Origin of the sequence: Pseudomonas sp. KBS0710 (assembly GCF_005938045.2) — a bacterium.
In the GTDB taxonomy this organism is placed as follows: domain Bacteria; phylum Pseudomonadota; class Gammaproteobacteria; order Pseudomonadales; family Pseudomonadaceae; genus Aquipseudomonas.
Window position 1 is genome coordinate 2,775,937 of the sequence record NZ_VCCF02000001.1, and the last position, 26,654, is coordinate 2,802,590.

Here is a 26,654-nt window from a genome sequence, read left to right on the forward strand (position 1 = left end):
TACCCACTGCAACCATTAAGCTAATGAGGGCCCGGCCATGAACATGATACATACAACAGTAGACTTACATATCCCTCCGCTAAATAGTTCCAGCAAGGTTTGCGAAGACATCATTAAAACATTTGGCCTGTCCGAAGACGGGTGGGTGGAGTCGCTGTCAGATTTAGATATACCGACAGACGGGATTGTTTTAATTACGGGGGCAAGCGGCGTCGGTAAAAGTTTGCTATTAAAAGATATTTCTCGGCAGTTTCCAGATACCCGAAAAATACCAACTGATATTGATATAGAGAAACCTATCGCGGAAATCATATCTTGTGAAGATGCCGGCGAAGTCATCCGCTATCTTTCAAAATTCGGGCTGGGAGAACCACGTGTCCTGATTGGCCCTTTTTCCCACCTGTCGGATGGACAAAAAGAACGTTTCCTTATTGCGTTAGCTTTACGCAAAGGCGTAGGCCCCCTTATCCTTGACGAATTTACTACGCGACTGGACAGGCGCACAGCGCACATTGTCGCCATGAACGTAGGGAAAATTCTTCGCTCCAATAAACAAAGTGCGTTTATTGCAAGTTGCCACGATGACATTGTCGACTTTCTAAATCCTGACGTTCATATTGAACTTTGCTCTGATGGGAAACATCGCGTTCTTAATAAAAAACCTAACAGCACGAACCTGTTAAAAAGCCTGGAGATACAAATTAAAAAAGGCACGATAGACGATTATAAAAAACTGTCCCGCTATCATTATGAAAATGACAACCCAAATGACATTGATATGCTAGCCCCCCTGGTTGATCATGTTGTCACTGCCTACTCCAAAGGAGAGTTGGTAGGTGTTAATTTGTGTATTCGCCCATGGCCAAAAGCATTTGATATATTCCCTGAGTTCTCAGACATCAATAAATATGTATTACAGTCATTCCGGGTCATTGTACATCCACAGTATCGCGGCATTGGACTGACCAAGGCATTGGATGTCATCCCTAACGCCAATACAAAAATACTCTTATCATGGTCTGCATTTTCTTCCTATTACGCGTTTCCTATTCTTGCGAACTATCAACGCTTGAACAGCCCGTTTGAAACAATGAGCCATGCAGAGACCTTGCTTCAGGCATTTGTTGAGCCACGACAAACAAACAAAAAAAAATCACTTCACTTGATGATGGAGTGCCGTCAACTCTGGCAAGATCTAACCGATGAAGAAAAGAAAACATTGAAGACGCTCATTGTCGAGGCCACCAGTGAAAAAAGTTTGCGCCTGGCGCTCTTTCAAAGAAAAATATCTGGCTTGGATACTTCCGCTGAGTCCATACGTTTTATGAAATCCATTTTTCTAAAACTTTACGCCAAATCCAGCAACACTGTTTTACCCATGATGCTGGCTGAAGCGGTTTACAGACCCATGGCTATGTTTGTCAAAAACATAAGTGATACGAATATCACAGAGGACTGCCGCCTTGCTTAAAAAAGAAAGCCAATGGGTATTACGCGGAGATGTTGTTATTCTCAGTGATGACAATCAACTTAAATTGATCACGGAGAGCGGCATAAAAAGCATCAAGCCGGGTAATTCAGACACGGCTAAACTGCTTCAGTTACTGAGCACAACAGGCGTAGCGGTAGAATTGGAGAATGAGCCAGAGAGAAGCCTTCTTCGAAAACTAAAGGATGCTAATCTCATTCACACTGCCCCGCCTTGTGGGATGACGCCGTTACAGGCTATGCAATGGTCGTGGAATGAAGCGGTTGCTCCCAATCAAGAAATGAGTCAACAGCTAAAAAACGCATCAATCGTAGTGGTTGGCTGCGGCGGTACAGGAGCGTTAGTTGCACAAAGCCTTGCAGGTTCGGGTGTGGGGTCTTTTGTTTTGATTGATTTCGACACCGTCAGCCTAAACAATCTTAATCGTCAATTTGTTTTTGGTGCAGACGATATTGGCCACTATAAAGCAGACATACTTGCTCAACGATTGATAGACAATCAAAAAGTAGTCGAGGCTAAACCCATCGTCGCGGAGATAACGTCCAGCAAGCAGTTAGCAACGCTCGCGAAGGGCGCGGATTTAATAATCTGTTGTGCTGATGAGCCTAGAGGCGCTATTCAGAGTTACGTCGCTAACGCCGCAGTAAAAGCAAACACATCAGCGCTGTTCGGTGCGGTGGGTATTAACAACGGGATACTTGGGCCGCTTCTCAAAGAGCGATCTTCGTTTCGGGCCTATCTACGCTGGATTCGAGAGGTGCGCAGCGTTTGTAAAAAAACGATTGTGCCTGCACGTTTTCCGTCCAATGGAATAACAAATTCGATTATGGCTAACCTCATCGCGTGGGAAGCTTTTCAGTATTTGGCAAACCGGGGGCCTACAAAAACAGACGCCTGCACCTTAACCTTAAACTTCAACTCTTTTGAATTTACAAAAAAACAGGTATTCAAATAAAAATGGTCGCATTGAATTTTTTAAAAAACAAGAACGATAACTTATATTATTCCTTGTCGATCTTTATGAACATGGATGTTCAGAGAAGTTTATTTGTTCTTTACCTGCTGCAACTTGGCGTCACGCAAGGCGAGATAGGTATTCTACAATCTTTTTTATTCTTTTCTTCCGTCGCATTAGAAATTCCGTCTGGTTTACTTGCCGATCGATACGGCCGCAAAGTTACGCTGATACTCGGCTTTCTAGGATTATTCATAAGCGGTATTGGTTTTGTGCTGTTTTCAGACTTTATTCCGTTCGCCATTATATTTTGCCTCTTCGGCGCGAGTATCGCTATGGGCTCCGGCTCAGACCGGGCGTTATTGTATGATAACTTACTGGCTGAAAATCGGGCTGAAGAGTACCCTAAAATACTAGGGCGTGCCCGTGCCATTGGTGCGGTATCATTGGGTTTGTCTATGCTGCTGGGCGGCGTATTACAAGACACTTGGTCTTGGAACAGCGTCTATATTTTCTTCGCGGTATCAAAACTTGTTGGCGCTATTGTCGTAACACTCATTCCCGAAATCAGACTCCCTTCGGTCTCACTCAACGCCGACAAAACAAGCGCTACGATCGATAAGAAAGCAGAGGGAATTTTTACTTTATTACTTAATTTCTTCCGTTCCAAAAAAGGTGCTTTTCTGATGCCTTTATTTATTGGATATGCTTTATTCGAACTATCAACCATTCCTTTGTTTATCTATGGGCAGCCATTTTTTTCCCTCCAGGGCTTAGAAATCCCCATCATTGCTGGTATTTACGCTGCCGTTGAAGCTATCTCAGCAGGTATGTTCGTGGCTGCCGGATTTCTTTGTACCAGGTTCTCGCTCGGCACCATTGCTTTCACCACTACTCTTATTGTGACCTTTCTTCTTTTCATCTTATCATTGAATATCGGCATCATTACCTCAGTCGTTACTTTCCTACTAATCATGTCACTCCCCGCTGTCTATGAGACCTCCTATGAAACCTATATCCATGATAATGTTGAGTCACGTATCCGTGCCTCTTGCCTCTCTGTGGCCAACCTAATCAATTCCGTCATTATCGGCATCTCCTATACTGTTTTCGGCGGACTCTTAGATCTATATGGTTTTTCGTTGACGTTGATCATAGTGGCAGCCACGTGTTTTGTTGGCTTATTTGGGGTAGGGATAACATTGGTGTTAGGCGGACAAAAAGTCCATTTGAAAAAACAACACGCTTAAATCGTCTCGAATTTTTTGGACACTTTCCAGCCTCACTGCGTAACGCGTTTACAACGCTACCAGTGGGCGCTGGCTTGAACTCAATGCGACGACACATAAATAGACGCCGACGCAGGTGCCGGTAGCGCGTAAGTGCGTTTCATCCACTGAATCTCCTCCTGGGGCGTGCGCCCGAACAAGCGCTTGAACTCGCGGCTGAACTGGGAGGCGCTTTCATAGCCCACCTGAGCACACGCCGTGGCGGCGGTGATGTCGTTGCGCAGCATCAACAAACGCGCCTGGTGCAGACGCGTGGACTTGAGGTATTGCATCGGCGAGGTGTCGGTGACCGTGCGAAAGTGCGCATGAAAACTCGGCACGCTCATCATCGCCTCCTTGGCGAGTTCCTCCACGTCCAAATGCTGGTGATAGCATTCATGGATCTTGCGAACCGCCCGTGCCACCTTGCCGAACTGGCCCTGACGATTAAGCGCGGCACGCATGGAACCGCCCTGCTCGCCCGTGAGGATGCGGTAGTAGATCTCGCGCATCAGCGTCGGGCCGAGGATCTGCGCATCCATTGGTGTGCTCATGGCCTCAAGAAAGCGCAGCAGTGATTCGCTGAGTTGCTCATCCATTGGCGATGAATACATGCCCCGGGGCTTGGCCTCGACCAACCCCGGAAAGTCATTCAATGCCAGCATCAACTCGGCAGCCAGGGTGAAATCCAGCCGCAGGTACACCGCCAGCATCGGTTCCTCTTTGCTGGCCTCGGTTTCCATGGTGAACGGCACCGGCACCGACACCACCAGGTAATGCTGGGCGTCGTACAGGTAAACCTCTTCACCCAGATAACCGCGCTTGCGCCCCTGGCAGACAATCACGATGCCGGGGTCATAGAGCACCGGAACGCGGTGCAATGGCTGATTCGAGCGCAGGAAGCGCACGTCCTCCAGCGCGCTCAGGTTATAGCCTTCGACAGGTGCCAAGCGGCTCATCAGCTCGATAATTCTTTGGGTACGGCCCATAGCGCATGGCTCCTGGCGAAAACAGCACGGTACTGCGCAAAAACCGCCATGGCTATGTACTCATAGGAATAGGCAATCAGCACATCGGAATGGATATTCGCCCGCACGGCCCATTTACGTAGCCTGAAACAGCACTTTCAGCCTTCGGAGCTTCCCCATGCTTATCGTCTACAACCCCGCCACCGGCGAAGAAATCGGCCGCGTTGCCAAGCACACCTCAACCGAGGTCAAAGCCGCCGTCGACCGCACTTGCGCCGCCTTTGCTGAATGGTCCGGCAAACTTGCCAGGGAACGCAGCGACATCCTGCGCCGCTGGCACGACATCGTTAAGGCCGACAAGGAAGCCTTCGCCGAACTGCTGTGCCGCGAAAACGGCAAGTGCCTCAGCGAAGCCCGAGGTGAAATCGACTACGGTTTGGGCTTTATCGAGTGGTACGCCGAAGAGGCCAAACGCGTCTACGGCGACACCATTCCCACCCACGACCGCAATGCCAATGTCATGGTGACCAAAGAAGCCATAGGCCCGGTCGCAGCCATCACGCCGTGGAACTTCCCGTTCATGATGATCACCCGCAAAGTCGCCACGGCCCTGGCCGCCGGCTGCACCATGGTGATCAAACCCGCCGAAGACACGCCGCTCACCGCCCTCAAGCTGCTGGACTACGCACGCAGGGCCGGTATCGAAGCCGGCGTGCTCGAAGTGGTGGTCGGTGACCCCAAGGAAATCGGCCTGATCCTTACCGGCGACCCACGCATCCGCAAGATCTCGTTTACCGGCTCCACCGGCGTGGGCAAATTGCTCGCGGCGCAATGCGCAGCGACTATCAAGAAGATGACCCTGGAGCTGGGCGGCAATGCGCCATTTATTGTGTTTGAGGACGCCAACCTGGATGAGGCGGTAAAAGGACTGGTCAGCGCCAAACTGCGCAACTCGGGCCAGGTGTGCATCTCGCCGAACCGGATCTTTGTGCAGCACAGCATTCTCGAAGCCTTTATCGAACGCGTGAAGGCTGCGGTCGCCAACATCGAAGTGGACCAGGGCCTGCGCGAGGGCTTTGTGGTTGGGCCGTTGGTCAATCAGCTGGGCTTCGACAAAGTCGTGCGCCTGGTCGAGGACGCCAAGGCTGCCGGCGCCAACGTACTGATGGGCGGCAAGCCCCACGCCAAGGGCGGGCTGTTCTATGAACCGACCGTATTGACCGGCTTGCAGGACGATTCACCGCTGGCCACCGAGGAGATCTTCGGCCCGGTGTTCGCCGTCTATTCGTTCAAGGACGAAGAAGAAGTCATCGCCCGCGCCAACCAGACCGAGTTCGGCCTGGTCGCCTACGCCTACACCAGCGCATTGGGCCGGTCGTTGCGCCTGTCACGTCAGTTGGAGGCCGGTATGGTGATTCTCAACTCGGGTTCAGTGGGCACCGCATCGGTTCCGTTTGGTGGCATCAAGCAGTCCGGCTATGGGCGTGAAGGCAGCTATTACGGGATCGAGGAGTACGTGCATGTTAAGTATGTGTTGATGGCCGGGGCGCAGTTCTAAACCCTCTCACCCTCCAAAAGCCAGTGCCTGCATGGTGCTGGCTTTTTTTTAGGCTGGATTTGCGCACGCCAGACGCGGATAGTTCGTCCCACTGACAGGACAATAGGTTGACCATGCAAGACCTCAACGACCTCTACTATTTCGCCAAAGTCGTCGAAGCCGGCGGCTTCGCGGCGGCCGGCCGGCTGCTGGGGATTCCCAAGTCACGGCTGTCGCGGCGCATTGCCGAGCTGGAAGAGCGCCTTGGCGCCCGCCTGTTGCAGCGCACCACGCGCCAATTGACCCTTACCGCCGTCGGCGAGCGTTACCTGCGCCATTGCCAGGCGATGCTGCTGGAAGCCGAAATGGCCGACGAGGCCGTGGCCAGCATGTCCAGCGAACCGCGCGGGCGCCTGCGCGTGAGTTGCCCGGTGGGCATGGCCCAGCACATGTTGCCAGGCATAGTTGCCGGCTTTCTCGCCGCTCACCCACTGGTGCAGCTGGAGATGACGCTGGTCAACCGACGCGTCGACCTGGTGGCTGAAGGCATCGACGTGGCCCTGCGTGTGCGCGAGCTGGGCGATGAGGACCCGTTGCTGGTGACCAAGCGCCTGCGTCAGGCCCAGACAGTTTTGGTGGCCAGCCCGCAGTTTCTGCAAGGCCGGCACATCAACACCCCGGACGATCTCAAGCAATTGCCGGTACTCGCCGCGCTTGAGGCCGATCGCCTGGTGCACTTGCGGTTGCTCGACCCGCAGGGCAATACCGAAAACGTCTCAATGGAAGCGCGCCTGGGCATCGACGACTTTATCGTGCGCAAAGCCTGCGCCTTGCAGGGCCTGGGCTTTACCCTGCTGCCGATGATGTATTGCGAAGAGGAGTTGGCCAGCGGCCAATTGGTGCAGTTGCTGCCAGAATGGTCCTCGCCGGGCGGCTGGCTGCAGGCGGTCTACCCGCACCGCCGTGGGGTATTACCGGCGATTCGGGCCTGGATCGACTATCTGGAAGAAGCCTTCAAGGGTTGCGGAGACCGTTTGTTATGAAGATGAGCGAAGCACAAGTCGCGGCGTTTTGCCTGGGCCTGCCCGGCGCGCGGGAAGACTACAAATGGGGCGGCGTGCGCGTGTTCTCGATTGCCGGCAACAAGATGTTCGCCCTGCAGAACCTGCGTGGAGACTCGCTGGCGTTCAAAGTCGACAAGGAACTGTTCCTCGGCCATGTCGACCGCCCCGGCATTCACCCGGCGCCCTACCTGGCGCGGGCGCAGTGGGTGATCATGAACTCGCCCTACCCGCTGGGCGCCGAGGAACTGCGTGGCCTTTTGCAGCGCTCGCACCAGTTGGTGGTAAGCAAATTGCCCAAGCGCACGCAGGTTGGCTTGTTGCTAGAGGACTGACAGCAGCGTGCCGCCCAGGAACAACTGGTCCAGCCAGAACACTTGGTGCAGCAACACAATCACCCAGAACAGCACCTGATATGAAACCTTGCGCGTCTTGTGGCGAAACACCTGCTGGGCAATCAATGCCCCCGGCCAACCACCGGCCAGCTCCACGGCATGCAGGATATTTTCGCGCACGCGCGGGCCTTCGGCTTGGGCCTTGCGCTTGTCGCCCCAGTACAGGAAAAACGCCACCACGCTGACCACGCCATAGGCCGCCAGCGGGATCAGCGTTTCGCCGCGATACCACAAGAGTGCCGCGCCAGTCAGCGGCGCGGCGCACAACAATACAAAGATGAACGCCTTCAAACGCGGGTGCTGAATGCTCATGGTTTGACCGCCGTCCAGTCGATCCAGCCAAACTGCCAGGTGGCGAGGATCACCAACCCGAACGCAATCCGATACCAGGCAAACGCCGCGTAGCTGTGGCTGGCGATGAACTTGAGCAACGCCTTGACCGCAATCATCGCAAAGATAAACGAGGTGACAAACCCGATGGCAAATACCGGCAAATCATCGGGCTGGAACAGGTGACGGTATTTGTAGCCCGAATACACGGCCGCACCGACCATGGTCGGCATGGCCAGGAAGAACGAGAACTCGGTGGCGGTCTTGCGCGACAGGCCGAACAACAGGCCGCCGATGATGGTCGCGCCGGAGCGCGAAGTGCCCGGAATCATGGCCAGGCACTGGGCCACGCCGACCTTGAGCGCGTCTTTCCAGGTGATCTCATCCACTGTTTGCGCGTGCACCGCGTGTTGGCGGCGCTCGGCCCACAGCATGATCACGCCGCCCACCACCAGTGCGGTGGCCACCGTGATCGGGTTAAACAGGTAATGCTTGATCAGGTCGGCAAAAATCACTCCCAGCACCACTGCCGGCAGCACCGCGATGATCAGGTTGACGGTAAAGCGCTGGGCGTTGCGCTGGGTCGGCAAGCCGATCACCACGTCGAGGATCTTGCGCCGAAACTCCCAGACCACCGCAAGGATCGCGCCCAGTTGAATAATGATGTTGAACGCTTCAAAGCGTTCGCCGCCAAAACCGATCAAGTCGGCGACGATAATCTGGTGTCCGGTGCTGGAGATCGGCAGGAACTCGGTCAGCCCCTCCACCACGCCAAGAATCAATGCCTGTATGGCGGTCCAAAAATCCATGTATCCCCCGAAGGTCATGCGCTGCGGCATGCCTTGTCTGTCTTTTTAATGTTCACTGACACACGAGCAATCGTGATGCGCTGCTGATTTTCACCAGCCGTGCGCAAAAATTTCGTGAAAAATCAGGGAGTACTCAGGTTTTTCGCTTACAGGCCGAAAGCCTATCAGACAAGGTGGAATTGTCGATGCGGCACACAATTATAAAAAGCAGGGAGTGACAGGACGATGAACAGTTTGCGCAGCATGTCGATCAGCCGCCGTCTTTGGCTGATCCTGATAGTCGCCGTGTTGATGCTGCTGACCCTCGGGTTGCTGATGCTCAAGCAGATCCATGGCGACCTCTACCAGGCCAAACGCCAACAGACTCAGCACGTGGTGCAGACCGCCAGCGGCGTGCTGGCTTACTACCAGAACCTTGAAAAAACCGGCGCACTCACCCGCGAGGCCGCGCAACAGCAAGCCCTCAGTGCAGTGCGTGGCCTGCGCTATGACCATGATGACTACTTCTGGATCAACGACCTCACGCCCGTGATGATCATGCACGCGGCCAACCCCAAGCTCGATGGCCAGAACCTTTCGGCGATTCGCGACCCGGACGGTTTCGCGGTGTTCAATGAATTTGTGCTCCTGGCCAAGGCCAAGGGCGCCGGCATCGTCAACTATCGCTGGCCCAAGCCGGGCGCCGACGCGCCGGTGGAGAAAACCTCGTATATCCAACTGTTCGAGCCATGGGGCTGGATTATCGGCTCCGGCGTCTACGTGGATGATGTGCAGGCCGAATTCAACGGCCAAGTGTGGAAGGCCTCGCTGATCGGCCTGGGCATTGCACTGCTGATGGGGCTGCTGGTGATCCTCATCGCGCGCAGCATCGTGCAGCCATTGCAGGCGGCGGTAAACGCCATGGGCAATATTGCCAGCGGCGAAAGCGACCTGACCCGCACCCTCGACACCCACGGGCGCGACGAGGTCACTCAACTGTCGCAGCACTTCAATAGCTTTACCGCCAAACTGCGCCAGGTGGTCGGCCAATTGCAGGTGTGTGCCAATGCGCTGGGCCAGTCGTCGACGGAGCTGGGCACCAATGCCAGCCAGGCCCACGACCGCAGCCAGCAACAGTCGCAGCAGATGGAGCTGGTGGCTACCGCGATCAATGAAGTGACCTATGGCGTCCAGGATGTGGCAAAAAACGCCGAGCACGCCGCCAGCGAAATGCGCGACGCCCAGGCCCAGGCGCAGCAAGGCCAGGTGAATATCGACGGCAGCCTGCAACAGATCGACCAACTCTCCAGCACCATCAGCCAGGCCGTGGAGGTGATCCGCACCCTGTCCAGCGAAAGCACGCAGATTGGTGGCGTGTTGGAAGTGATCCGTTCGATTGCCGACCAGACCAACTTGTTGGCCCTCAACGCCGCCATCGAGGCGGCGCGTGCCGGTGAGCAGGGTCGCGGGTTTGCCGTGGTCGCCGATGAAGTGCGGTTGCTGGCCCAGCGCACGCAGAAGTCCACGGCCGAAATCCAGGTGATGATTGAGCGCCTGCAGGGGCATTCGGAAGCGGCGGTCAAGGTGATCAGCGACAGCCACAGTGCCTCGCAGTTGACCATTGAACAAGCCGGCCAGGCGGGTGCAAGCCTTACTGCCATTGGCCAGGCGTTGCGCAACCTCAACGGGCTGAATGCCTCGATCGCCAGCGCGACCTTGCAACAGGCGCATGTGGTGGAGGACATCAACCAGAACGTCACACAGGCGGCGGGCTTGTCCCACAGCACGGCGCTGGCGGCGGAACAGTCCAGTGTGGCGAGTGCGCATTTGCGCGGGTTGAGTGAACAGCTTGAAGGGTTGTTGCGCCAGTTCAAGATCTAGCACTCATGCTCGTTCCCACGCAGAGCGTGGGAACGAGCATTCCTACGCCCCACCATCTTGGTTACAATCACCGCCCTCTGCCACTCTCCCAAGGAACCGCCATGTCCGGGCTTGAATTGTTCGCCGCCGCCCTGGGGGTGATCGCTGTCTGGCTGACGGTCAAACAAAACCCCTGGTGCTGGCCGATCGGCCTGGTGATGGTGCTGCTCTACACCTGGGTGTTCTTCGACGTAAAACTCTATTCCGACATGCTCCTGCAAGTGGTCTACGCCGGCCTGCAACTCTACGGCTGGTGGCAATGGACCCGCGCCGGTGAAGTCAAGCAAGGCCGCCAGGTCACCAGCCTGGGCTGGCCTGCGATCATGCGCAACCTCGCCGTCGGCGCCCTGTTCAGCCTGCTGCTCGGCGCTGCCATGGCCCACTGGACCGATGCCGCACAACCCTGGCTCGACGCCGCCCTCACCGGTTTCAGCCTGGTGGCGCAAATGTGGATGGCACAAAAACGCGTGCAATGCTGGCCGCTGTGGATCGCCGTGGACGTCATCTTCGTCGGCCTGTTTCTCTACAAGGGCCTTTACCTCACCGCCGCGCTGTATGCACTGTTCACCGCAATCGCCGTACAAGGCTGGCGTGAATGGCGCGCCGACCCGGCGTTGCACGCATGAAAGTGGTGGTACTGGCCGGCCCCGAATCCAGCGGCAAAAGCTGGCTGGCCGCGCAACTGCATGCACGCTTCGGCGGGCTGATGGTGGGTGAATACGTGCGCTTTTTCATCGACCATCACCAGCGTGACACCACCCTGGCGGACATCCCGGCCATCGCCCGTGGCCAATTGGCCTGGGAAGACGCTGCCCGCGCCGAGCAGCCTCACCTGCTGATCCTCGACACCCACCTGCTGACCAATAAACTCTGGAGCCAGACCCTGTTCGGTGACTACCCGGCGTGGCTGGATGACGAGCTGCTGGCCCGCCATTACGACCTGCACCTGCTGCTGTCCCCAGAGGACGTGGAATGGAGCGCCGACGGCCAGCGCTGCCAACCGGAGTTGGCGGATCGCCGAGTGTTTTTCCAGGGCAGCCTGGACTGGATCGAACAGCACCAACAACCTGCCCTGGTGATTCGTGGCGACTGGGAAGCACGCCGCGCCATAGCCTTTGAGGCCGTCGAGCAACTGCTCGCCCAGCCGTGCCGAGGACAACTTGCATGACTAGCTCACTGCGTATAGCCATTGTCGGCGCCGGCCCCGGCGGCTTGACCCTGGCACGTATCCTCCATCGCCACGGCCTGGCCGCCTGCGTATTCGAACGCGAACGCGGGCCGCTGGAACGCCCCCAGGGCGGCACCCTGGATCTGCATGTCGAATCCGGCCAACTGGCGCTGCAACTGGCCGGGTTGGAAGACGCCTTCCGGCGTATCGCGCGCTATGAAGACCAAGGCGCGCGCCTGATGGATCAACATGGCCGCCTGCTGTTCGCAGACCCCAACCCCGATGACGGCGACCGCCCGGAAGTCGACCGCACCCAATTGCGTCAGATCCTGCTCGACTCGCTGCCTGAAGGCTGTGTGCAATGGGGCGTGAACATCAACCAAATCCGCCCAGCCGGCGCTGCACGCTGGACACTGCATCAAGGCGAAATCACCCACGGCCCCTTCGATCTGGTCGTCGGTGCCGATGGCGCCTGGTCCCGACTGCGCCCATTGCTCTCGCCCTACCTGCCGCAGTACAGCGGGCTGACGTTTATCGAGTTCGGCATCGATGATGTCGACCGCCAACACCCGCACATTGCCACGCTGGTGGGACGCGGCAGCCTGCAAGTGCTAGGCGGCGCCAAGGCGATCATCGTGCAGCGCAACGCCAACGCGCATCTGCGCGGCTATGCGATTTTTCGCGTGCCGACCGAGTGGGCGGCCAAGCACCTCAGTCTGGCTGCACTCAAGGCTCAGTTCGAAGGTTGGCACCCGGACATTCTGGCGCTATTTGAAGCGGCGAATGAAACCGTCCTGGCCAGGCACATCCACGCCCTGCCGGTGGGCCATTGCTGGAGCCATCGCCAGGGGTTGACGTTGATTGGGGATGCGGCGCACCTGATGTCGCCGTTTGGCGGTGAAGGCGTGAACGCCGCAATGCTCGACGCGGCCGAACTGGCCCATCACCTGCTCAGTACGCCTGACTGCTCAGCGGCCGTACAGGCGTATGAAAACCACATGTTCGAGCGGGTGATACCGGCAGCCCAGGGCAGCGCCGAGGGCGCCGCCACCCAGTTATCCCATGACAGCCTGGCGCTGTCCCTGGCCCACCTGCGTCAACACCTCACGCCTCAGTAACCGAGTGACAACCCGGTATTGCGGCGTGGGTCGTTAGCCCCGTAGAAACGGTTGTTGCCCACCGGCTTGCCGCCCAGCGAAGGCGCGCCCACCAGGATCGCCGCCAAGTGGTTGGCATCCTGAGGACCGGCAAACTTATGGCCCCAGCTTTCCAGAATTTTCTGGGTGTCCGGGCTGACCGCGAAGGTTTCCAGGTTGGTGGTCTCAGGCATCCACTGCTGGTGGAAGCGCGGCGCATCCACGGCTTCCTGGATGTTCATCTTGTAGTCGATGACATTGAGGATGGTCAGCAAGGTCGCGGTGATAATCCGGCTGCCGCCCGGCGTACCGACCACCATGACTGCCTTGCCATCCTTGGTGACGATGGTCGGGCTCATCGACGACAGCGGCGCCTTGCCCGGTGCGATGGCGTTGGCTTCGCCCTGCACCAGGCCGTACATGTTCGGCACACCGACCTTGACGGTGAAGTCGTCCATTTCATCGTTGAGGATCACCCCGGTCTTGCTCGCCATCACACCGGCACCGAACCAGTCGTTGAGGGTGTAGGTCACGGACACCGCATTGCCCCACTTGTCGACGATCGAATAGTGCGTGGTGTTGTTGCCTTCATGGGGCGACACACCCGGCTTGATCGCCTGGGAATCACCGGCCTTTTGCGGCTCGATGGCGGCACGCAGCTTGGCCGCGTAGTCCTTGTCCAGCAGGTGCGCGATAGGGTTTTTGACGAAATCCGGGTCGCCCAGGTAGCTGTTGCGGTCCACGTAGGCGTGGCGCATCGCTTCGATCTGGTAGTGCAGGCCCTGGGCCGAGTGATAGCCGAGGTCGGCCATCGGGTAGCCTTCGAGGATGTTCATGATCTGGCAGATCACCACACCGCCGGAGCTTGGCGGCGGTGCCGAGACCACGTGGTAGCCACGGTAATCACACTCGATGGGGGCCAGTTCGCGAGTCTTGTATTTGTCGAGGTCAGCCTGGGTGATGATGCCCTTGCCGGCCTGGCTGGAGTCCACCAGCGCCTTGGCAACCCAGCCTTTATAGAAGCCGTCGGTGCCCTTGGCGGAGATTTCCTTGAGGGTCTTGGCCAGGTCTTTTTGCACCAGTTTCTGGCCGACCTGCATCGGTTGGCCGTTGTGCAGGAAGATCCCGCGCAGGTCCTTGTCTTTTTCGAACTCGCCAGTGGCGGTGTGCAACAGGTCGATATCGCCCTGTTCCAGTTCAAAGCCGTTTTCGGCCAGCTTGATGGCCGGGGCAATCACTTGGGCGCGCTTGAGGGTGCCGTATTTGTTCAGCGCGGTTTCCATGCCGGACACGGTGCCGGGTACGCCGACGGCCAAGTGGCCCTTGGCGCTGAGGCCGTCGATCACCTTGCCGTCCTTGTCCAGGTACATATCGGCGGTAGCCGCCAACGGAGCTTTTTCACGGAAGTCGAGGAAGGTCTTGCGCCCGTCCGCCAACTGCACGGTCATAAAGCCGCCGCCGCCGAGGTTGCCCGCTGCCGGGTACACCACGGCCAGCGCGTAGCCCACGGCAACCGCCGCATCCACCGCGTTGCCGCCGGCCTTGAGTACGTCCACGCCGACATGAGTGGCCAAATGCTGGGCGGTCACCACCATGCCATTTTCACCGGCCACCGGGGCCTGTGAGGCGGCTTGCACACCGCTGACCGTCAACACCAGCGCAGTGGCAATCAGGGTACGGCTGAAGGGTTGGTATTTCATCCATGGCTACTCTATTTATTGAGGTGCACCAAAATAGCCCGACTCGGATCCAATCCCCAGCGCAATGGCGTTTTTATTACAGAACTTGTCGGTCATAGAACGGACACGAAAAAGCCCATGCTATATTTCGCGCCCAGACTGGCGGCAAGGCACTTTGAGATGGCGATCAAGAAGACCGGAATTCGGGCGCAACAGGCCGACCAGACACGTGCGCGCATCCTGCAGGCGGCGGTCAAAGTGTTCACCCGCGACGGCTATTCCGGTGGGCGCGTCGACACTATTTCCAAGGCCGCCGACTCCAACGACCGCATGCTTTATTACTATTTCGGCAGCAAGGAACACCTGTTCGTCTGTGTGCTGGAACATGTCTACGAACAGTTCAATAAAGCCGAAAGCACACTCAAACTGGACCTGGGCGACCCAGCGCAAGCGTTGCGCGAACTGGTGGCCTTTATCTGGAGCTACTACGTCAAGCACCCCGAGTTCGTGGCGATCCTGAGCATCGAGAACCTGCACCAGGGCAAGCACGCCCAGCAGTCCGGCGAGATGCGCAGGCTGTCGGGCGAAGCGGTCGGCGTGTTGCGCCCGATCATCGAAGCCGGCCAGGCCCAGGGTGTGTTTCGCCAGGACATCGACCTCAAGCACGTGTATTTGATGATTGCCTCGCTGTGCTACTTCTATAACTCCAACCGCCACACGCTCAGTTCGTTCCTGGGTGAAGACCTGGCGGACAAGGGGCAACAGCAGGATTGGCTGGGGTTTATCAGTGACTTGGTGCTGCGGGGTGTGTCCCCGACTCCTATGTAGAAACACAAGCCCGCTCCCACAGGTTTAACCGCGTCCTGTCAGTGGGTACCGGGGTTGGCGCGCAGGTGGGCGACCTTTTGTTCCAAGCCCTTCCACTGCGGCGCATTCGGTGCAAAACGTACGCGCAGGTAGTCGACCAAATCCGCCACCTGGCTATTCGACAGGCTGTCCTTGAACCCCGGCATATATCCCAAGTCCCGGGTCGCCGGGTTGCTGATACCTTGCAAAATCACCTTGATCAAATTATCCGGCTGGTCGCTGAACACATTGGTATTGGTCGCCAACGACGGGCTCACCCCAAACAGCTTCGGCCCCAGGCCATCGGCGTGGCAGGCTTTGCATGAACCTTCGAATACACGTCGGCCATTGGGGTTCGGAACAGTCACAACCTCAACTTGCGCCTCGGCAGTTGCCTCGCCATTGAGCGACGCCAGGTACACCGCCATCGCGCGAATATCGGCCTTGGGCAGCTTTGACAACTCGCTCACCACCGGCCCCATCGGGCCTGCCGCCACGCCATGGGCATCGGAATAGCCGGTGCTCAGGTAATTGAACAACTGGTCATCGGTCCACGGCGTCGGTGCCTTGGACAAGCCCGTCAACGCGGGCGCCTCCCAGCCATCGACCATGCCCCCGGCCAGGAACGCTTTGCCGCCCTTCTCCGCGCCCATCAGGTTGCGCGGCGAATGGCACGCGGCGCAGTGGCCCAGGCCATTGACCAGGTAATTGCCGCGATTCCATTGCTCACTGCGCGCAGGCTGCGGGGTGATTTCACCACGTCGCAGGTTCAGTGCATTCCAGCCCGCCATCAACGGCCGGAAATTGAACGGAAAGCGCATGGCATTCGGCGTCGGTGCCTGGCTGACCGGCGCCTGGGACATCAGGTAGGCATAGAGCGCCTGCATGTCCGCCTCATTGATATTGCGAAACGCCGTATAGGGAAACGCCGGGTAGAGGTTGCGCCCATCGCGGCCAATGCCTTCACGCATTGCCCGCTCGAATGCCGGGTAGGACCAGGCGCCGATGCCGGTTTTCACGTCTGGCGTGATATTGCTGCTGTACAGCGTGCCGAACGGCGTTCGCATGGCCAGGCCGCCGGCATTGGTGGCGCCACCCGACGCGGTATGGCACACCGCGCAATCACCGACAGCCGCCAGCAAGCGCCCGCGCTCCAGGGTGGCCTTGGACCAGGTGCCGGCGCCGGGCGGCGCAATCGGTGCGATTTCAGGGTGGAACGGCCAGGCGGTGGCCAGCACGGCGCCCAAGGTTGCAAACACCGCACCGAACCACCACTTCCTGCGCTTTTCCGGCGACTTGGCAGGCTCGCCAAGGGTGCCGGCATTCAGCGCCGCCAATACCCGTTCCGGCGTAATCGGCAGCTCGCGAAAGCGAATACCGGTGGCGTCATAGATCGCATTGGCAATCGCCGCCGCACTCGGCACCGAGGCCGATTCACCGGCGCCCATGGGCGGCTGGTCCTGGCGCGGCATCATCAGCACGTCGATCTGCGGCACTTCGGGGAAGGTCAGGATCGGGTAGCCGCCCCACTCCTTGCTCGCCACCGTCGACTCCTCAAAGGTCACCCGCTCTTTGAGCACACGGCTGGTGGACTGGATCACATTGCCGTGGATCTGGTGCTGCACGCCCGCCGGGTTGATCATCATTCCCGAGTCATGGCCGATCACCACCCGCGTCACCGACACATCGCCGGTGTGCTTATCGATGGCCACGTCCGCCACCCATGCCGCCCACGCCGCGCCGAAACCGGGGAACTTGCTGTGGATATAGCGCGCATAGGCAAAGCCGCGACCGCGCAACAGGTGGTCCTCGTTGGCGGTTTGCATCGGCGCCGTGCGCGGTGACCAGTTGGCGCGTTTGGCGGTGGACTTCACCAGGTCGATAGCGCGCTGGTCCTTGAGGTAACGCAGGCGGTATTCCACCGGGTCGACGCCCGCGGCAAACGCGAGTTCGTCGATATAGGATTCATGCGCAAAGGTGTTGGGTAACGCCGACACGCCGCGCATCCACGAGGCACGCACGATGGGTGCCATGTCGTTGATGGTCACGCGCATATTATCGATGGCGTAAGGTGGGATCGAGGTGCGGTCGCCCATCTCGAACATCGCCGCCACTGGTTCCACACGGCCAGTCAGCAACAGCGCCAGGGTCGGCGCGCCGTTGGACGGGTAGCTGGTTTCGAAATCATAGGCGGCAATGCTGCCATCGGCATTCAGCCCGCCGTCCACATCCATCAACTGCGCGGTGCCCTTGGGCTCCCACAGGTGTTCCTGTTCGCGGGTCAGTTGCACCCGCACCGGCTTGCCCACGGCGCGCGACAGCAGCAAGGCATCGGCGCACACATCGTCCGCACAGTTACGCCCGTAACAACCGGCGGCTTCCATGCGGATCACGTCGATCAGTGCTTCGTCGCATTCCAGCAACCACGCCAGGTCTGCACGCAGCAGGTGCGGGTTCTGGCTGCCGGACCACACGCGGCTGCCGCTTGCTTGATAATCCGCCACGCCGCACGAAGGCCCGATCGAGCCATGCATCTGGTACGGCCACAAATAGCTGCGTGGCATGCGCTGGCTGACGCCCGCCAGGGCTTCATCGACATTGCCCTGGTCGACTACCGTGCGGCGTACCCGTGGGTTGTCGCGGATGGCTTGCTCGACATCGCTCATGTCCGGCAAAGCGTTGTTCCACGGCTTCCACTGCACCTGGAGTGTTTGGGCGGCCTTGATCGCCTGTTCTTCGCGCAACGCCACCACCCCGACAAAATCGCGAATCACCACCACCGCGACAATCCCGGGGATATGCGCGATGGACGCCTCATCCACGCTCAGCAGGCTGTTGCCGACAAAATCGCCGCAGTCGAGCCCGGCATACGGTGGGCGTACCACGCGGCCATGGAGCATGTCCGGCACGCGCATGTCGTGTACGTAGGTCAGCTCGCCGGTGGCCTTGCCGGGGATATCCACGCGCGCGGCGCCCTTGCCTACCAGGCGGTAATCCTCGACAGGTTTTAACGGCGCGTCACCACTGATGCGCAACTGATCATGCTGGCCGCTGACCAGTTCGCTGTAGGTAGTGGTACGCCCGTCGGCGGCATGCACAACCCCGGCTTCAACCTTGAGGCTGCTCGTGCTTACGCCCCAACGCCCCGCTGCGCGGGCGAGCAAAAAACGCCGTGCTTCGGCGGCCGCGTTACGCAGCGGGATCGCCGAAATCTGCAAGGTCGCACTGGCGATGGTGGCGCCCTGGTTGGGCGCACGCTCGGTATCGCCCAGCACCATCTTGACCTGCTGCAGGTTCAGGTCCAGCTCCTCGGCCACAATCTGCGCCAGCGAGGTGCGGATGCCGGTGCCCAGGTCCACATGGCCGTTAAAGGCATAGACCAGGCCGTCATCATTCACCGCAATGAACAACCCCAGCTCCTTGGGTTTCTCGGTCGGTGTGCCGCCCTTGGCCACCGGGCCTGAAGGTGGCAGCACATCATCGACAATCAGCAACACGCCGGTCTTGGCCAGCCATTGGTCACGGGACATATCAGTCATGGTCGACCCTCCACGCTCAAGAGGTGTGCGGCACGCAGTACGGCACGCAGGATTTCGATATGGGTGCCGCAACGGCACAGGTTGCCCGACAACTCATTGCGCACCTGGGCTTCGCTGGGGTTGGGGTTGCGGTCGAGCAAAGCCTTGGCGGTCATGATCATGCCGTTGAGGCAATAGCCGCATTGCGCCGCCTGCTCATCGATAAAGGCTTGCTGCACGGGGTGCGGCGCCTGGCGTGTGCCGAGCCCCTCGAGGGTGACAATCTCGCGCCCGGTTGCACCCGCCAGCGGAAACACGCACGACCGCGCCGCCACGCCATCGATGATCACGGTGCAGGCACCGCACTCGCCAAGGCCGCAGCCGTACTTGGGGCCGTTGAGCTGCAGGTCATTGCGCAGCACCAGCAGCAGCGGCGTATCCGCCATGGCACTGACTTCGCGGGTGTGGCCGTTGACCTTGAGGGCAACCGTGATGGGTGGGCTGATCATTCGCTTCGCCTGTATCAGTTGATGAAGCAAGCACTACACGAAACAGTCAAAAAAAAGCGTCGCGCAATTGGGGCCTCGCGACACACTTGACACGTGAAGTGACTACTACATGAACTCAGAGCAAAAACGATGCCAGCGCCGGTTTATTCCTGCGGGTCGTCGATCATCTTGCGCAGCAGAAACAGCACCGCCACCCGCTCTGCGGGGTTGAGGTTGCTCATGGTCAGCTCGCTGATCTGCGCAGCCCGCGGCGCGGTTTGCGCGACCAGTTCGGCGCCGGCTGGCGACAGGTCAACCACCACTTTGCGCTTGTCCTGGGGGTCCGGCTCCAGGCTAATCAGTTCCTTGGCCTTGAGCCGCTCGACGATACCGCGAATGGTCGCCTGGTCGACGGCCGTGGCCTTGACCAGTTCGGTGAGCGAACTCGCACCCTGATCGCGCAGCGCACACAGGGTCACGAACTGCACGGCGGTGAGCTGTGAATCGCCGACATTCTGCTGAAAGATCGCCAAGTGGCGCTGGTAGGCCTTGCGCAGCAGGTGGCCAACTTGTTCAGAGAAAACGTAGGAATCAGGCACGGCGTGGCTCGGTGGGTGATTGGCGATGGTGGGCATGATGGCGGGGATGTGCGAATCACTCAAGGATCCAGCTGAAGAAACACATTCACATTGTGGGAGCGGGCTTGCTCGCGAATGCGTCTTTTCAGTCAACATCTTCGGTGACTGACACACCGCATTCGCGAGCAAGCCCGCTCCCACATTTGGCTCTTTAGTGTGCCAGGGAGGCTGGTGGTGCGACGACATCGCCGCCAATCACCACCGCCTCATCATCCAGATACACATCACAATTACGCAGCGGAATATCCATATGGCACGGCGTCTTGCGCGTGCCGCCCACTTCAGTGTTCGGCCCGGTGGAGAACAGGAAGTTGCCGTAGAACGCCCGCGCATCCATGCACATGCCGTCGTTTTTGTCGTGCAAGCCCATGGCCGTCCACTGCGCCTTGGGCTGCAAGCCCCAACCGATATGAGAGATGCCGTACACCTCCGGATCATTGAAATACTTCATGTAATCGCGCAGGTACTCGGCCTCGAAACCACCGTGGATCCTGGTGATAAAGCCCTTCTCGATCTCCAGGGTGATTTTCTCGCGGGTGTAGGTCTTGAACGGCAGCAGGATGTCGCCGATATCCAGCACCAGCACGCCCTCGGCGGTTTCTTCGTTGGGCCAGGAGAACAGGAAACCACTCGGCCAATGGTCCCAGCGCCCAGGTTCATCGGCAAACCCGTACTCGGTTACCGACGGGTATTGCCCTAATGCTGCGCGGAAATCACTGCCGGCGCGGGACTTGACGTGAATCGAGCGCGCCTTTTTCAGCAACTGCTCGGCCGCCAGCACGCGCACCTTGTCGGCTTCGGTGGGCAGCATGCGCGCCAGCACCTCGGGCGGCTCCACGGCCAACAGAATGCGCGTGCCGGTCTTGAGGATCTGCTCCTGCTCCGGCGAGTGCAGCAGCATCATGGTGTCGACGATCAGGTCGGCGGCCTCCAACGCGCGCTGGGCCGCGATATTGCCGGTGAGCGCGGTGTCGCCGCAGTAGGCGGTCATGTCGTTGCCCATGGCCTTGGGGTGGTTGAACGACGGCAGCTCCACCGCATACACCTTGGCCCCCAGGCGCTGCGCCGCGTCCATCGCAGCACGCACAGTGCGCGGGTCGGAATAATGGCTCTTGAGCACGGCGACGCTCTGGGTCGGGTCGACCTTCGACAGTTTCAACACGTGCTCAAACATCTGGGTCAGTTCGCAATCGCTTACCGGCATTTTCCTGTCTCCTGTGGGGCTGCACCAAGTTCAAGCACCGCGCTTCACTCCAGTGCATTTTTATAGCGTATACGCCAATTAACAACGATAAGACCCGATTTGCAGACGAACTGCAAGTGGCGCACCAAAACGTTACCAATTCACACAAGCCCCACAGATAAAGGCCAAAAACCGTTACACATGATAAATGCGGCCAAAAAACAAATTTGTAAAAGCGGGCTTCCCATTTCAAAAAATGAGCGTATACACTTTAAAAACCTTGCGGACAGATGCCGCCAAAAATCAAAAAGAGAGAGGTTCACGCCCCATGGGAAGCACACAAAAAATCGCCATCGTCGGTGCCGGCCTGGGCGGCGCGGCGGCAGCCACCCTGCTGCAGCAAGCCGGTTTCGATGTCGATATCTATGAACAGGCGCCGGAGTTTTCCCGCTTGGGTGCAGGCATCCACATGGGGCCTAACATCATGAAAATCTTCCGCCGCATGGGCATCGAAAAACAGCTGGACCTGATGGGCTCGCATCCTGAGCACTGGTTCAGCCGTTGCGGCGAAAGCGGTGACTACCTCTCGCGTATTCCACTGACCGGCTACGGCGCCTCCTACATCACCGTGCACCGTGGCGACTTGCACGCGTTGCAGATGTCGACGCTCAAACCCGGCACCCTGCACTTCAACAAACGCCTGGAAACCCTCGAAGAAACCGATACCCAGGTGCGCCTGACTTTCGCCGACGGCGAAGTCACCTACGCCGACATTGTGATCGGCGCCGATGGCATCAACTCCAAGATCCGTGAAGAGCTGCTCGGCGTGGAAAAACCGCTGTACAGCGGCTGGGTCGCACACCGTGCGCTGATCCGTGGCGACCAGTTGGCCAAGTACGACCTCAAGTTCGAAGACTGCATCAAGTGGTGGACCGAAGACCGCCACATGATGGTCTACTACACCACCGGCAAGCGCGACGAGTACTACTACGTGACCGGCGTGCCCCATGCCGAATGGGACTTCCAGGGCGCGTTCGTGGACAGCAGCCGCGAAGAGATGTTCGACGCTTTCAAGGGCTACCACCCCACCGTGCAGGCGCTGATCGAGTCCACCGAAAGCGTGACCAAATGGCCGTTGCGCAACCGTAACCCGTTGCCGCTGTGGAGCCGTGGCCGCCTGGTGTTGCTGGGCGACGCCTGCCACCCGATGAAACCGCATATGGCCCAGGGTGCCGGCATGGCCATCGAAGACGCGGCCATGCTCACCCGTTGCCTGCAGGAAACCGGCATCAGCGACTACCGCACCGCGTTCCAGCTCTACGAAGCCAACCGCAAGGAACGCGCGTCCCGCGTACAAGCGGTGTCCAACGCCAACACCTGGCTGCGCACCCAGGAAGACCCGGCCTGGGTCTACGGTTATGACCTGTACGCCCAGGCGCTGAAATCGGGGGTGGCCGCGTGAGTACCTTTCTGTATGGCGCCAATGTGCAAGCCAATGGCATTCGCCAGCACTACCTGCGCTACGGCGGCCAAGGTCCGGCGCTGATTTTGATCCCGGGCATCACCAGCCCGGCAATTACCTGGGGTTTTGTGGCTGAGCGCCTTGGCGCACAGTTCGACACTTACGTGCTGGATGTGCGCGGGCGCGGTTTGTCGTCCACCGGGCCGGAACTGGACTACAGCGCAGACACCTGCGCCGAGGACATTGGCGCGTTTGCCGATGCGCTTGAGTTGGGCAGTTACCACCTGGTCGGCCACTCCATGGGCGCACGGTTTGCCGTGCACAGCGCGGTCCTGCACCCCCAAGGCGTGAACCGCGTGGTGCTGATCGACCCGCCAGTGTCCGGCCCCGGCCGGCGTGAATACCCAAGCAAACTGCCGTGGTACGTCGACTCGATTCGCCAATCGCTGGTCGGCATGGACGCTGATGCGATGCGCGCCTTCTGCGCCACCTGGACCGTCGAGCAACTGCAACTGCGCGCCGAATGGCTGCACACCTGTTATGAGCCCGCCATCGTGCGCGCTTTCAATGACTTCCACACGGTCGACTTCCACCAGCACCTGCCCAAGCTTCAGGCCCCTGCCCTGTTGATGGTGGCCGGGCGCGGCGGCGTGATCCTGGATGAAGACATCGCCGAAATCCAGGACCTGCAACCGGCTATCCAGGTCGCCCGCGTGCCGAACGCAGGGCACATGATTCCTTGGGATGACCTCGAGGGCTTTTTTACCGCCCTCGACGGCTTCCTCACACAACAATAAGGGAACCACCATGCTCAAGCCTTACCGCATCGGCCAGATCGTGCCGAGCTCCAACACCACCATGGAAACCGAGATCCCGGCGATGCTTAACGCGCGCCAGGCGATCCGCCCCGAACGTTTTACCTTCCATTCCAGCCGCATGCGCATGAAGCAGGTGCGCAAGGAAGAACTGGCGGCCATGGACGGCGAGTCCGACCGCTGCGCCATCGAGCTGTCCGACGCCAAGGTCGACGTGCTGGGTTATGCGTGCCTGGTGGCGATCATGGCCATGGGCCTGGGTTACCACCGCAACTCCGAACAACGCCTGCGCAAAGCCACCGCTGACAACGACGCCAACGCCCCGGTGATCACCAGCGCCGGCGCCTTGATCGAAGGCTTGAAAGTGATGGGCGCCAAGCGCATCGCCATCGTCGCGCCGTACATGAAGCCGCTGACCGAGCTGGTGGTGAACTACATCCGCGAAGAAGGCTTTGAGGTGGTGGACTGGCGCGCCCTGGAGATCCCCGACAACCTCGAAGTCGCGCGCCACGACCCGGCCAACCTGCCGGCCATCGTCGCCGGCATGAACCTGGAAGGCGTCGACGTGATCGTGCTGTCGGCCTGCGTGCAGATGCAGTCGTTGTCGGTGGTGGCCAAGGTTGAAGCGCAAACCGGCAAACCGGTGCTTACCGCCGCCATCGCCACCACCTACGCCATGCTCAAGGCCTTGGACCTGGAGCCTATAGTGCCCGGCGCCGGCGCCTTGCTGTCCGGTGCTTACTGAGGAGTGTGGTGATGAGTGAACAATCCGCCGACGCCAACTATCAGGGCGTCTGGGGCAATCGCATCGGCTTCGGCAAAAAATCTGCGCTGCTGATGATTGACTTTATGCAGGGCTACACCACCGAAGGCGCGCCGCTGTATGCCCCCGAAGTGGTGGTGGCCGTGGCTGAAAGCGTCGAGTTGCTGGCCACTGCTCGCCGGCACGGGATTACGGTGGTGCACACCAATATCCGCTACCATCCCGGCCATTTCGCCGACGGCGGTATCTGGGTCAAGAAGGCGCCGGTGATGAAAGACATGGTCGAGGGCAACCCGCTCGCGGCGTTCTGCCCCGAGCTGTTGCCCCAGGCGGATGAAGTGGTGATCACCAAGCAGTACGCCAGTGCGTTTTTCGGCAGCAGCCTGGCCCCGATGCTGCACGCCCAAGGCATCGACACTGTGGTGCTGGCCGGCTGCTCCACCAGCGGCTGCATCCGCGCCACGGCGGTGGATGCGGTGCAGCATGGGTTTCGCACCATCGTCGTACGCGAATGCGTCGGCGACCGACACCCGGCGCCCCATGCAGCCAACTTGTTTGATATTGATAGCAAGTATGGCGACGTGGTGAGCAAGCAGGAGGCGATGAGCAAGTTCAGGGAGCAATAAGGATTCAATAGGAACCACGACAAAGAGCGTGGTCCGGAAAAACTGAGCACCCCAGCTTGGAATGCAATTGAATGTGGGAGCGGGCTTGCTCGCGAAGGCAATGTGTCAGTCATAGAGATGGCACCTGATACACCGCTTTCGCGAGCAAGCCCGCTCCCACACTTGATCACCTCCAGCAGGGACACCTCAATCTTCTGTCACTGCCTTTGGACGTCGCTTTTACAGCACTCCGAAGTGCTGGAAAAAAGCGGCTGTATAAAAACCATAAGTCACCGCCAGGAGACACGCCAATGCCCATTGCGAATGCAGCGCCCGCGACCACGGTCGCAGATCCCGTTACCACGCTCTACCACAAGATCACCTGGAAGCTGATTCCGTTCCTGTGTTTCTGCTACCTGGCCGCCTACCTGGACCGCATCAACATAGGCTTCGCCAAGTTGCAGATGCTCGACCAGTTGCACTTCAGCGAAACCGCGTTCGGCCTGGGTGCCGGCTTGTTTTTCGTCGGCTATATCATCTTTGAAGTGCCCAGCAACCTGGTACTCGAACGGGTCGGCGCGAAGATCTGGATCGCGCGCATCATGATCACCTGGGGCCTGCTCTCGGCCTGCACCATGCTGGTCACCTCCACCACCCAGTTCTACATCCTGCGCTTTCTGCTCGGCGCCGCCGAAGCGGGCTTTTTGCCGGGCGTCTTGTATTACCTGACCACCTGGTTCCCGACGCACCGACGCGGGCGCATCATCGCGCTGTTCATGATCGGCCTGCCGCTGTCCAGCGTCATCGGCGGCCCACTGTCGGGCTGGATCATGGGTCACTTCGACAACATGGGCGGCCTGCGTGGCTGGCAATGGCTGTTCCTGATCGAAGCGGTGCCCAGCGTCCTGCTTGGCGTGCTGACCTTCTGGGCATTGCCCAATTCCTTCCAGCAGGCCAAATGGCTGTCGGACGAAGAAAAAGCCTTGCTGGAAAGCGAACTGCGCAAGGACGAAGCCGATGCCACCGGCAGCAAGCACAGCTTCCGTGACGGCTTCTTCAACCTCAAGGTGTGGATGCTTGGCGGCATCGACTTCTCGATCCTGCTCAGTGCCTATGCCATGGGTTTCTGGATGCCGACCTTCATCCGCAATGCCGGGGTGACCCACACCTTCCACATCGGCGTGCTCACTGCATTGCCCAGCGTTGCCGCATTGCTGGGCATGCTGCTGATCGGCGCCAGCTCCGACAAACACCGCGAACGCCGCTGGCACATCATCGTGCCGTTCTTCATCGGCGCAGCGGCCATGGCCACCAGCACGTTCTTTACCCATAGCGTGGTCGCCACTGTGTTGCTGTTCGCCATCGCGTCAGCTGCGATCATCGGCGCCGTGCCGGTGTTTTTCAGCCTGCCGGCAACCTTCCTCAAAGGCACCGCAGCAGCGACCGGCTTTGCCCTGGCCTGTTCGGTGGCGAATATCGCAGGCCTGGTCAGCAACTCGTTAATGGGGGTTGCGATCGACGTCACCGGCAGCAGTGCGGGTGCCTTGTGGTTTTTCGCCGGCTGCCTGATCCTCAGCAGCTTCCTGGTCATCGCCTTGCCGGCGAAACTGGTGAACCGTTAATAACAACACTTTTTTGCGGA

General features: G+C 59.1%; 24 protein-coding genes. 16 read left to right on the top strand and 8 right to left on the bottom strand.

Going from position 1 to position 26,654, the window contains the following annotated elements; all coding sequences use genetic code 11:
- The first annotated feature begins 37 nt into the window (after nucleotides 1–37).
- The 3 genes from FFI16_RS12640 to FFI16_RS12650 are packed head-to-tail and all read left to right on the top strand — an operon-like array spanning nucleotide 38 to nucleotide 3,694.
- Complete coding sequence (locus tag FFI16_RS12640; RefSeq protein ID WP_138817550.1) at nucleotides 38–1,471, top strand: hypothetical protein; 1,434 nt, start codon at nucleotides 38–40, stop codon at nucleotides 1,469–1,471.
- Nucleotides 1,464–2,444, top strand: coding sequence for a ThiF family adenylyltransferase (locus FFI16_RS12645; protein WP_138817549.1), 981 nt, complete (start codon nucleotides 1,464–1,466; stop codon nucleotides 2,442–2,444). Before FFI16_RS12640 ends, FFI16_RS12645 begins: the two co-directional genes overlap by 8 nt.
- A gap of 2 nt (nucleotides 2,445–2,446) precedes the next feature.
- Entirely contained in the window at nucleotides 2,447–3,694 is a 1,248-nt protein-coding gene (locus tag FFI16_RS12650; RefSeq protein ID WP_256666251.1) for an MFS transporter, read from the top strand.
- 80 nt (nucleotides 3,695–3,774) lie between these two features.
- Here FFI16_RS12650 and FFI16_RS12655 read toward each other — a convergent pair whose 3' ends face one another.
- Nucleotides 3,775–4,701 (bottom strand): AraC family transcriptional regulator, encoded by a 927-nt coding sequence (locus FFI16_RS12655; protein ID WP_138817548.1) that lies wholly within the window; start codon nucleotides 4,699–4,701, stop codon nucleotides 3,775–3,777.
- Between the two features lie 157 nt (nucleotides 4,702–4,858).
- Between FFI16_RS12655 and FFI16_RS12660 the strand changes: the two genes are divergently transcribed.
- The 3 genes from FFI16_RS12660 to FFI16_RS12670 all read left to right on the top strand — a co-directional run bounded on the left by FFI16_RS12660 (nucleotide 4,859) and on the right by FFI16_RS12670 (nucleotide 7,613).
- On the top strand, nucleotides 4,859–6,238 hold the full coding sequence (locus FFI16_RS12660) for an NAD-dependent succinate-semialdehyde dehydrogenase (protein ID WP_138817547.1): 1,380 nt from the start codon (nucleotides 4,859–4,861) through the stop codon (nucleotides 6,236–6,238).
- 113 nt (nucleotides 6,239–6,351) lie between these two features.
- Nucleotides 6,352–7,260 carry a LysR substrate-binding domain-containing protein gene (locus tag FFI16_RS12665; RefSeq protein ID WP_138817771.1) on the top strand — a complete coding sequence of 303 codons (909 nt, stop codon included), beginning with the start codon at nucleotides 6,352–6,354 and terminating at the stop codon, nucleotides 7,258–7,260.
- Complete coding sequence (locus FFI16_RS12670) at nucleotides 7,257–7,613, top strand: MmcQ/YjbR family DNA-binding protein (protein WP_138817546.1); 357 nt, start codon at nucleotides 7,257–7,259, stop codon at nucleotides 7,611–7,613. Before FFI16_RS12665 ends, FFI16_RS12670 begins: the two co-directional genes overlap by 4 nt.
- On the opposite strand, the gene FFI16_RS12675 is transcribed toward FFI16_RS12670, so the two are convergent.
- Nucleotides 7,602–7,985, bottom strand: a complete 384-nt coding sequence (locus tag FFI16_RS12675) for a DUF1294 domain-containing protein (RefSeq protein WP_138817545.1) — start codon at nucleotides 7,983–7,985, stop codon at nucleotides 7,602–7,604. The two genes, FFI16_RS12670 and FFI16_RS12675, sit on opposite strands and share 12 nt — an antisense overlap.
- Nucleotides 7,982–8,812, bottom strand: coding sequence for an undecaprenyl-diphosphate phosphatase (locus FFI16_RS12680; RefSeq protein WP_138817544.1), 831 nt, complete (start codon nucleotides 8,810–8,812; stop codon nucleotides 7,982–7,984). The genes FFI16_RS12675 and FFI16_RS12680 overlap by 4 nt, the downstream gene beginning before the upstream one ends.
- Before the next feature lie 225 nt (nucleotides 8,813–9,037).
- Here FFI16_RS12680 and FFI16_RS12685 point away from each other — a divergent pair, with 225 nt between their 5' ends.
- The 4 genes from FFI16_RS12685 to FFI16_RS12700 all read left to right on the top strand — a co-directional run bounded on the left by FFI16_RS12685 (nucleotide 9,038) and on the right by FFI16_RS12700 (nucleotide 12,997).
- Complete coding sequence (locus tag FFI16_RS12685) at nucleotides 9,038–10,672, top strand: methyl-accepting chemotaxis protein (protein ID WP_138817543.1); 1,635 nt, start codon at nucleotides 9,038–9,040, stop codon at nucleotides 10,670–10,672.
- A gap of 101 nt (nucleotides 10,673–10,773) precedes the next feature.
- Complete coding sequence (gene pnuC, locus FFI16_RS12690; protein ID WP_138817542.1) at nucleotides 10,774–11,337, top strand: nicotinamide riboside transporter PnuC; 564 nt, start codon at nucleotides 10,774–10,776, stop codon at nucleotides 11,335–11,337.
- On the top strand, nucleotides 11,334–11,879 hold the full coding sequence (locus FFI16_RS12695; protein ID WP_138817770.1) for an AAA family ATPase: 546 nt from the start codon (nucleotides 11,334–11,336) through the stop codon (nucleotides 11,877–11,879). Before pnuC ends, FFI16_RS12695 begins: the two co-directional genes overlap by 4 nt.
- Complete coding sequence (locus FFI16_RS12700; protein ID WP_138817541.1) at nucleotides 11,876–12,997, top strand: NAD(P)/FAD-dependent oxidoreductase; 1,122 nt, start codon at nucleotides 11,876–11,878, stop codon at nucleotides 12,995–12,997. Before FFI16_RS12695 ends, FFI16_RS12700 begins: the two co-directional genes overlap by 4 nt.
- Here the strand turns inward: FFI16_RS12700 and ggt are convergent.
- The gene (gene ggt / locus FFI16_RS12705; protein WP_138817540.1) at nucleotides 12,991–14,715 is read right to left on the bottom strand and encodes a gamma-glutamyltransferase; all 1,725 of its coding nucleotides are present in this window, start codon (nucleotides 14,713–14,715) and stop codon (nucleotides 12,991–12,993) included. The genes FFI16_RS12700 and ggt overlap by 7 nt on opposite strands.
- Nucleotides 14,716–14,874: 159 nt before the next feature.
- Between ggt and FFI16_RS12710 the strand changes: the two genes are divergently transcribed.
- Nucleotides 14,875–15,522, top strand: coding sequence for a TetR/AcrR family transcriptional regulator (locus FFI16_RS12710; RefSeq protein ID WP_138817539.1), 648 nt, complete (start codon nucleotides 14,875–14,877; stop codon nucleotides 15,520–15,522).
- Between the two features lie 38 nt (nucleotides 15,523–15,560).
- Here FFI16_RS12710 and FFI16_RS12715 read toward each other — a convergent pair whose 3' ends face one another.
- The 4 genes from FFI16_RS12715 to FFI16_RS12730 form a co-directional block, all read right to left on the bottom strand.
- Entirely contained in the window at nucleotides 15,561–19,079 is a 3,519-nt protein-coding gene (locus tag FFI16_RS12715; protein WP_138817538.1) for a molybdopterin cofactor-binding domain-containing protein, read from the bottom strand.
- A complete protein-coding gene (locus FFI16_RS12720; protein WP_138817537.1) occupies nucleotides 19,076–19,567 on the bottom strand; it encodes a (2Fe-2S)-binding protein in 492 nt (163 codons plus the stop codon). The genes FFI16_RS12715 and FFI16_RS12720 overlap by 4 nt, the downstream gene beginning before the upstream one ends.
- A gap of 143 nt (nucleotides 19,568–19,710) precedes the next feature.
- Complete coding sequence (locus FFI16_RS12725) at nucleotides 19,711–20,145, bottom strand: MarR family winged helix-turn-helix transcriptional regulator (RefSeq protein ID WP_138817769.1); 435 nt, start codon at nucleotides 20,143–20,145, stop codon at nucleotides 19,711–19,713.
- Between the two features lie 190 nt (nucleotides 20,146–20,335).
- Nucleotides 20,336–21,388 carry a 2,5-dihydroxypyridine 5,6-dioxygenase gene (locus FFI16_RS12730; protein ID WP_138817536.1) on the bottom strand — a complete coding sequence of 351 codons (1,053 nt, stop codon included), beginning with the start codon at nucleotides 21,386–21,388 and terminating at the stop codon, nucleotides 20,336–20,338.
- Nucleotides 21,389–21,695: 307 nt separating this feature from the next.
- On the opposite strand from FFI16_RS12730, the gene FFI16_RS12735 reads away from it, so the two are divergent.
- From FFI16_RS12735 to FFI16_RS12755, 5 genes are all read left to right on the top strand, one after another.
- A complete protein-coding gene (locus FFI16_RS12735; protein ID WP_138817535.1) occupies nucleotides 21,696–22,829 on the top strand; it encodes an FAD-dependent monooxygenase in 1,134 nt (377 codons plus the stop codon).
- The gene (locus FFI16_RS12740) at nucleotides 22,826–23,626 is read left to right on the top strand and encodes an alpha/beta fold hydrolase (RefSeq protein ID WP_138817534.1); all 801 of its coding nucleotides are present in this window, start codon (nucleotides 22,826–22,828) and stop codon (nucleotides 23,624–23,626) included. The genes FFI16_RS12735 and FFI16_RS12740 overlap by 4 nt, the downstream gene beginning before the upstream one ends.
- Before the next feature lie 10 nt (nucleotides 23,627–23,636).
- On the top strand, nucleotides 23,637–24,389 hold the full coding sequence (locus FFI16_RS12745) for an Asp/Glu racemase (RefSeq protein WP_138817533.1): 753 nt from the start codon (nucleotides 23,637–23,639) through the stop codon (nucleotides 24,387–24,389).
- An 11-nt stretch (nucleotides 24,390–24,400) separates the two neighbouring features.
- Nucleotides 24,401–25,033, top strand: coding sequence for an N-carbamoylsarcosine amidohydrolase (locus tag FFI16_RS12750; protein ID WP_138817532.1), 633 nt, complete (start codon nucleotides 24,401–24,403; stop codon nucleotides 25,031–25,033).
- Nucleotides 25,034–25,323: 290 nt separating this feature from the next.
- Nucleotides 25,324–26,634 carry an MFS transporter gene (locus FFI16_RS12755; RefSeq protein ID WP_138817531.1) on the top strand — a complete coding sequence of 437 codons (1,311 nt, stop codon included), beginning with the start codon at nucleotides 25,324–25,326 and terminating at the stop codon, nucleotides 26,632–26,634.
- Nucleotides 26,635–26,654 lie beyond the last annotated feature (20 nt).